The 7,528-nt window shown below is 38.8% G+C and carries 5 protein-coding genes; all 5 read right to left on the bottom strand.

The window, feature by feature from the left end:
* Positions 1 to 730: RagB/SusD family nutrient uptake outer membrane protein (locus tag VNZ46_RS18550; protein WP_325561516.1), on the bottom strand; the 730-nt coding region annotated here is incomplete at its 3' end.
* Between the two features lie 18 nt (positions 731 to 748).
* Positions 749 to 4,108: a SusC/RagA family TonB-linked outer membrane protein gene (locus VNZ46_RS18545; RefSeq protein WP_325561515.1), complete on the bottom strand. Its 3,360-nt coding sequence runs from the start codon at positions 4,106 to 4,108 to the stop codon at positions 749 to 751.
* Between the two features lie 136 nt (positions 4,109 to 4,244).
* Positions 4,245 to 5,393: a FecR family protein gene (locus tag VNZ46_RS18540; protein WP_325561514.1), complete on the bottom strand. Its 1,149-nt coding sequence runs from the start codon at positions 5,391 to 5,393 to the stop codon at positions 4,245 to 4,247.
* Positions 5,394 to 5,485: 92 nt separating this feature from the next.
* Positions 5,486 to 6,088: an RNA polymerase sigma factor gene (locus tag VNZ46_RS18535; RefSeq protein ID WP_325561513.1), complete on the bottom strand. Its 603-nt coding sequence runs from the start codon at positions 6,086 to 6,088 to the stop codon at positions 5,486 to 5,488.
* Between the two features lie 228 nt (positions 6,089 to 6,316).
* Positions 6,317 to 7,528 (bottom strand): Y-family DNA polymerase (locus VNZ46_RS18530; RefSeq protein ID WP_325561512.1); only part of this gene is annotated, 1,212 nt, incomplete at its 5' end.

Raw genomic sequence — 7,528 nt, 5'->3', positions numbered from 1 at the left:
AGTTTTTAGTAAATAAATATACTCTAGAAAGTAGTGCATTTACAGCCATTCTATTTGGCCTAACCCTTTCTGTAGTTGATTTTAAGAGACTACCATCAACATAGCTGTCGTCAAGTAAACTTTTTGCCTGTAAAAGATCTGCTATAATTTGCTGATAGACTGTTTGTATATCCGTTCTTGATAATTTTATATTAACTGTGTAATCCGTACCTAATGCTAAAGGAACATTTCCATAGAGATTTACAAGATAAAAGTAACAAAATGCCCTGGTAAAATAGACTTCTCCCTGTAAGCGTTGTTTAACTGAAGGCGTTATGGTATTTGACTTGTTCAGTCCCTCTATGCCTGCATTAGCTAAATATATGTAGTTGTAGGTACTGTTCCATAGGTCAGTTGTAGAACCATAATTTGAAATCAAACTGTTTTGATTATATACATCATAGGCTGTGTTATCAAGGCTGGAGAGTTTAAAATCGTCAACAGATAGTGCAGGAAAAAGTGATAGATTAAGTGTGAAATTGCTGTTTGACATCTTTGTGAAGATTCCAGTTACTGCGGAAATCGCGTTAGCATCGTCTGTATAGACGTTCTCACCATTCACACTCGTGACAGGAGCGCCTACTTCAATAAACTTTTTGCATCCAATCCCCTCTAAACAAACTAAAATTAATACAAATACAGTAAATATGTAGTAGCTGCTATGAGCAGCATGATTATGCTTTTTTTTCATCGTGATAAGGTTTGAAGGTTATAATGTGATCTGTAGTCCTACTGTATATATCCGTAATGGAGGTAGACTAAGTTGAGAAGATGTTTCTGGATCTCCTCCGAAATACTTAGTAAACGTCAGCAAGTTTTGTCCCTGTGCATAAAGCCTAGCATGATTAATGTGAAGTTTTGATAGCCATGCTTGCGGAAAATTATAAGATAGAGAAAGATTTTTTAGCCTTGCGTATGATCCGTCTGCGTAAACAGCATTACTTGAATTAACAGCTGTTGCACTTGCATAAACATCCAGAAAATCTGAGGTGACTTTCTGAATTTCTGCATCATCTCCAGCAGCTTTCCAATGATTTAAAACATTAGTTGTAGTATTTAGACTTGAGCGTCCTGGTAAAAGAGGATAACGTGAATTTATGTTATATCGCTTTACATATTGGAATAAAAAACTAAGATTCCAATTTTGATAAGTTATGGTATTTGAAAAACCACCGTACCATTTAGGATTTAAATCTATTAAAACCGTCCTGTCTGATTCCGCGTCTGGCGTTGAGGTTAATTCCCCTTTACTATTTATAAATTGATATAATCCTGTTTGTGAATTTACCCCAGCATAATCATACGCTTTAAATAAATTTAAAGATTGGCCAACTACGAAAGTACTATTGTTATCCAAATCATCATATCTAATTAATTTGTTTTTTGGTATTGTGAGGTTGATCGAATTACTCCAATTGAATTTATTTCTCCTTATAGGTGTTGTTTCTAACAAAAACTCCCATCCTGTATTTTGAACGGTCGCAGGTAAGTTGCGGATAATAGTGTTAAATCCAGAAACTCCAGATACGTGATAACCTAATAATTGATTTGAGGAACGATTTCTAAAATAATTTGCAGTTAATGCAATTCTATTTTCTAAAACGCCTAAATCAATACCTAAATTTATTTTTCGGGTTTCTTCCCATTGTAAATAAGGATTAGATAAACCGTTCGCAGTAAGTGCAACTGTATTTTGATAAGGAATATCAACTACGTAATTGTTGTACAAATCTAAAAATTGATATTCTCCAATTTGATCATTTCCAGTGGTCCCATAACTAAGTCGTAATTTTCCGAAATTTAAGAAGGGTAGGTTTTTTTGTATAAAATGTTCGTTACTGAATATCCATGCCCCACCTATAGCGTAGAAGTTATGAAATAGGTTTGCTGGACCAAAACGACTACTCCCATCTCGTCGTGCTGTTAAATTTAAAATGTATTTGTCATTTAATTTATAATTGATTCTGCCAAAAATTGCGCTGTATTTATAAATTGACTTCAAGTATCCGGTTACTCTAACTGTTGGTGCAGCTTGCAAATTTTCAAGCTGAGCATCATTTGCAAACCCCTCTGCATAAATGGAGTTCATGTCATTATTGGTTTGCTGAAAAGTTCCCCCGATTAAAGCATCTAAATGACCGAAAGAAAGTTCTTTACTATAATTTAACTGAGGCTCTGAAATCCAAGATTCGACAGCACTTGTTGCATAATTAGCAGATCTAGGTATAAATGATCTAAAACTTGGATTAATTGAAGTCCAAGGGGCTGTAGATACTTCGTTTGTTTCTAATCTGTTGTAACCCATGCTAATTTTTAAAATTAAATCGGAAACAATCTCATAAGAAACTTGTCCATTACTAATTAAATTATTTGTCTTAGCTGTGTATTTTTGATTTAATGAGGCAATGGGATTTGAAAATGTTGATATATCGGGGTTAGTTTTAGATGGTGCCCAATTTATGGTTCCGTCAGAGTTATAAAGAGCTGGTGCGTCTGGAGGTGTTAATATGTAGCTTGTTAAATCTGCTTGGGGTAATCGATTGGTCCCTTGTAAATAATTTGCAGATAAATCAAATTTAAATCTATTATTTTTTGAACTATGGTGAAGGTTAACATGGAAGCTAATTTTTGAATCGGAAAAATTGCCAGGGAACACTGTAGTTTCTCTCAAATATCCCGTACCTGCCATAAATTGTGTATTTTCATTACCTCCAGAAACAGATGCATTCATATTCTGGTATTGTGAGGTACCCCCGATAAGTTCTTTTTGCCAGTTTGTGTTTCTAGTCTGGTCCCATTCTCCGTTAATATCATAATCTGATGGGCCAGGAGTTCGATTCCCGTTTTTCAATGCCTCGAATCTGAGAGAGAGATATTGTTGTGTATTTAGTAAGTCTATTTTTTTTGCGACTTTCCCCCATCCACTTTGCATATCTACATCGACTTTAGTTTGTCCTGCTTTGCCCTTTTTTGTCGTGATTAAAATTGCTCCATTAGCTGCCCTAGAGCCATATATGGCTGTAGCGTCAGCATCTTTTAATATTTCGATACTTGCTATGTCCGAAGGATTTATAAAACCCATAGCATTTCCTATCCCTGAGGTAATTTGTCTAACGTTTGTTTGTATGACATTTTGGGCATAGGGGACACCATCTATCACATAGAAGGGTATGTTTCCATTGGCGATACTATTTATGCCTTGAATTGTAACATTTACACCATTTCCAGAAACTCCAGAAGTTTGCTGAATATATAACCCAGGTACGCGTCCTTCTAATGCATACAGCATATTTGTTACCGGAGCTTGGGCAATTACGCTACCTTTAACGCTGGATATATTACTAGTTAAATCAGTCTTTTTTACTTCTCCATAGGCGATAATTTGTACCTCATTCATTTTCATATTCACCTCCTTCAAAACAATGGAGACCGTATTACCCTTTTGGTATTTTATCTCTCTTGTTTCTCTTCCAATCATTCGCACCAATATCGTTCCCTGATCTGGAGCATTGGCAAATGAAAACCTTCCGTCTCCATCGGAAACGGTTACGCGATTATTTTGTTCTTTCAAAATGATTGTTGCACCTTGTAGTGGGTTTCCTTTTTCATCTTTCACATATCCATTAATGTCCTTTTGTTGCCCTTCTTCCGAAGATGTGCTGGAGCTTTTTTTTTCTAATTCTGGTTTTACTACGATACGAATGGTGTTCGATTCTAATTTAAAAGTAAAGGGCTGGTTTAAAAATATCTGTTGTAGCGCTGTTTCAAGATTTACGGATTGAAGGTTTATGGTAACTGGTTTGGCTAATTTGCTGTTGGCAGCACGCATCATGTAGATGTATCCGGTCTGCTCTCGAATACTGCTCAATACATCTAAAAGAGGTGCATTTTTTACATTAAGTGTAACTTGTTGCTGTGCATAGATGTTGGCTGATACTTGTAGGCTGAGTGCGATCAGGAGTATAGTGATTTTGGCCATGACAATACATTTAACTAGAGGTCTACTTAAAGATCGGCATTTTGGCAAAATAATGCGCATACCTTTGCCTCGATGAATTGAAAAATTCATAAATTGGTGGTTTAATTGTTGGTTTTAGTTGATTGGTTGCATTCTCTGTAACAGGATATAAAAACCGACTTTCCGGGAGTGTTCCTAGCACTTCCGGTTTTGTTTATTCCTGTCTGATTTTGGTTGTATTTTCTTCTTACTTTCCGATATAGACGAGCCTCCTTCCGTTGTTTGTGAGTTTAAACTTTAATTCTGCATTTACATCTAAGATTTCTATAATCTTGTTGAGCGTTAAATCTCTGGTCAGTTCTGCATCTAAAGGTACGTCTGGTAGGTTGCTATAGTCTACTTCTACGTTGTACCATCTTGAAATCTGTTGTAGGGCTTCTTTTAGCGGAGTTTGCCTAAAGAAAAACAAACCGCGCTTCCAGGCCATTTCGTTTTCGGAGTTGACGTTTTTAAGGTCAAAGCCGGTGCGCGTAAGTATGGACTGTTGTTCCGGTTTTAAGAGTCGTTTTTTAAGGGAAGATGTGTTTTGGAGCTGAACGCTTCCTTGTGAGAGAGTGGTTTTTATGGCTTCGTTGGGATAGGCACTGATGTTAAAGTGTGTGCCTAATACGGTAAGTAGTTGTCCTTTTGTAGTTACTTGGAAAGGTTGTTTTGTATTCTTTGCTACTTCGAAGTAGGCCTCACCTACTAGGTTAACAGATCTAAGATGCGCAGCAAAACGAGTAGGAAATTGTAGTGAACTGGATGCGTTTAGAAAAACGCGGGTACCATCAGGGAGAATAAGTTGATACTGGCCTCCGTTTGGTGTAGAGATGGTGTTGTAAATTTTTTCAGTTCGTGCTGCATGGTTGTTATCCATACTCGTTTTACTGCTTTTATAGATTACAATACCATTGCTCGTGTCTATTGTAATCAACGCTCCTGATGCGGTGGTAACCGATCCGGACCGAACATCTTTAAGATTTATCTTGGTTCCATTTGCCAGGGTGAGTATGGCATTGTTTCCACCCGGCATAATTGAATTTGTGATTGTATGGTTACTGGTTAGGTGTTTTTTATGGTTTAAAGTGTTGATATAAAAGATAGAGGATATACCCAATACGGCAACCACAGCTGCCGCATATTTGATATAGATAGGATAGATTCTTCTTTGAATGGGTGCAGGGAAGCTGTTCCTGGTTTGTTGCTTTTTCTCTATGAGTTCTTCCATGGTGGTATCTACTCTGGCTGTACGCGCAGTGTTATTATACCAGCTTTTTAAACGGGCAGCTTCGTCAGGGGTGCAGTTACCTTCGGTAAACCTAGTTATTAGGTCTTTTGCTTCTTTCTCAGTCATGCAACATTCACTTGTTTAATAGTCGTCTGTAAATATATTTCGACTCAGAAGCTCAAAAGGGTAATAGCAGGATAAAAAAAAGTTTCAGCCGATCAAAAGTGGCGGTTTAACCATAGTATGGATACCATGATTTGCAGATAGATGGTGCTGGCTATTTTGGCGCGTACCCTTGCACTGGCTTGTCTAAGTTGTCTTTTTATGTTTTCTTCGGAGGTGTTGGTGGCTAGGGCTATCTCTTTATTGCTGAGATAGGCTTTTTTGCTCATTTCAAAAATGGCGCGCATTTTTGGTGGGAGGCGTTCAATTTCTTTTTCTATAATGGCTTTGAGTTCGTTTTCTATCACCAGGTTGTCTGTGGTGTAGTCGGCGTCTTGATAGGTGGCTTGTATACGGGCTACGTAGTCTATTTTGACTTGGTTGTGCCTAATGAGGTCGAAAACGATAAATCTTATGCTTTGATAGAGGAAGGAGCTAAAGGTTGCTTTTAGTTTTAATTCGCCCATTCGGTTAAGCAGGGATAGAAAGAGTTCTTGTACTACGTCTTTAGCCTGGTCGGCATCGTGGAGCATATTTTTAGCATGGATATACATGATATCCCAGTAACGTTCGTAAATTTCATCGAATGCGTTTCTGTCTTTACGGTTATACAACTCCGCAAGTTGCGCATCTTCATAGCTGTTATAATTGGCCCTCATTTCCTGCTGTTTATATTCAAAGCCCTGGTTTAGTTAGCCTAAGTTAGAGAGGAATATTTCTAAAACCAAATATCGTAATTTTTTAACAGGTGTTGTTAGCGCAAAATAAGTAAAACTCCTGATGTAAATATATCTGGAGTTTATCTAGGAATCTTTATCTTATGTTATTGTTGCGCCAAATATAGGTTTTTGATTTTTTGGGGCGGTTAATACTTGGTTAATGGGGGCTTATCTGACGCGTAGAATATCGCTCCAGCTGGTGGTGTAATTGCGGCTGAGGTGTTTGCGCCGCATGGCCCAGGCTTGTTGCCTTGCTGCGGTGGCGGTTTGGATGGTGCCTGGTCCAAAGCGTGTGTTCAGATCGTCTATGGCGTTTGCTACTTGATTGTACTTTTTGCTTTTATATCCGGTAAACAGGTGAAGTTGTACTTCTTTTTCTGAAAGCAGGCCGGTAAAGGTGATTTCTACTTTTTGAAAGAGGATACCTGGTGTATAGACTTTGCTTAGGGCGTATTGTGCGGCTTTGCTGAGTTCTATGGTGTTGTTGATGGGATGGTTGAGGGCAAAGCTACAGCCGGGGTTGTATTGGGGCAGGTCTTTACGGAAAGGGTTACAGAGCAGGCGTAGGCTAATGACGCTGGCGCATAGTTGTTCGTTCCTGAGCTTGGCGGCCAGCCTTGCGGTATAATCGGCGGTGGCTTCTCTGAGTTCTTGGTAATTGTCTGTGAGTTTTCCAAATCCTTTGGCGGTACTGATTATTTTTTTTGGGTCATGGCTGGTTTGTAGTTCCATGCACACCTCTCCCTGTAGTTCTCTCCATATTCTTGCTCCGGTTACGGTCATGTTTTTTTCTACCCATTGCAGGGGTAGTTGTATAAATTGTTGGGCGGTAAAGATGCCTTGCTGGTTGAGTTTCTTGGCGTATTGCCTGCCTATGCCCCATAGGTCTTCTATTGGAAAATGCTGGAGGGCTGCTGTAACATCTGCAGGTGTTTCTAATAGACATACGCCTGTGCTTTTTTTGGCAATTTTATTGGCTACTTTGGCAAGTACCTTGGTGGGGGCAATGCCTATGCCTACGGGTATGCCGGTATTGTGCTCTATGGTTTGTTTAATGCGCTGGCCGTAGTTGTAGAGGTCTTTGAATCCAAACAGGCCCAGAAAGGCTTCGTCTATACTGTATATTTCTATATCTGGTGTAAAGCGGGCCAGGTTGTTCATTACACGGGCGCTCATATCGGCATAGAGGGTGTAATTGCTGCTAAAGTATTTGATATTGAAGTGTTTGACTTCTTCTTGTATTTTATGGAATTGTGCGCCCATGGGTATGCCGAGTGCTTTGACTTCGGCACTTCGAGAAATGACGCAGCCATCATTATTGCTCAATACTAAGACGGGTACGCCTTTGTACTGGGGCTGAAATACTCGTTCTGCACTTAC

The organism is Pedobacter sp. (assembly GCF_035566355.1).
Classification (GTDB): Bacteria; Bacteroidota; Bacteroidia; order Sphingobacteriales; family Sphingobacteriaceae; genus Pedobacter.
Note: the sequence above shows the minus strand (reverse complement) of the source record. Positions and strands in the feature narration are given on the sequence as shown.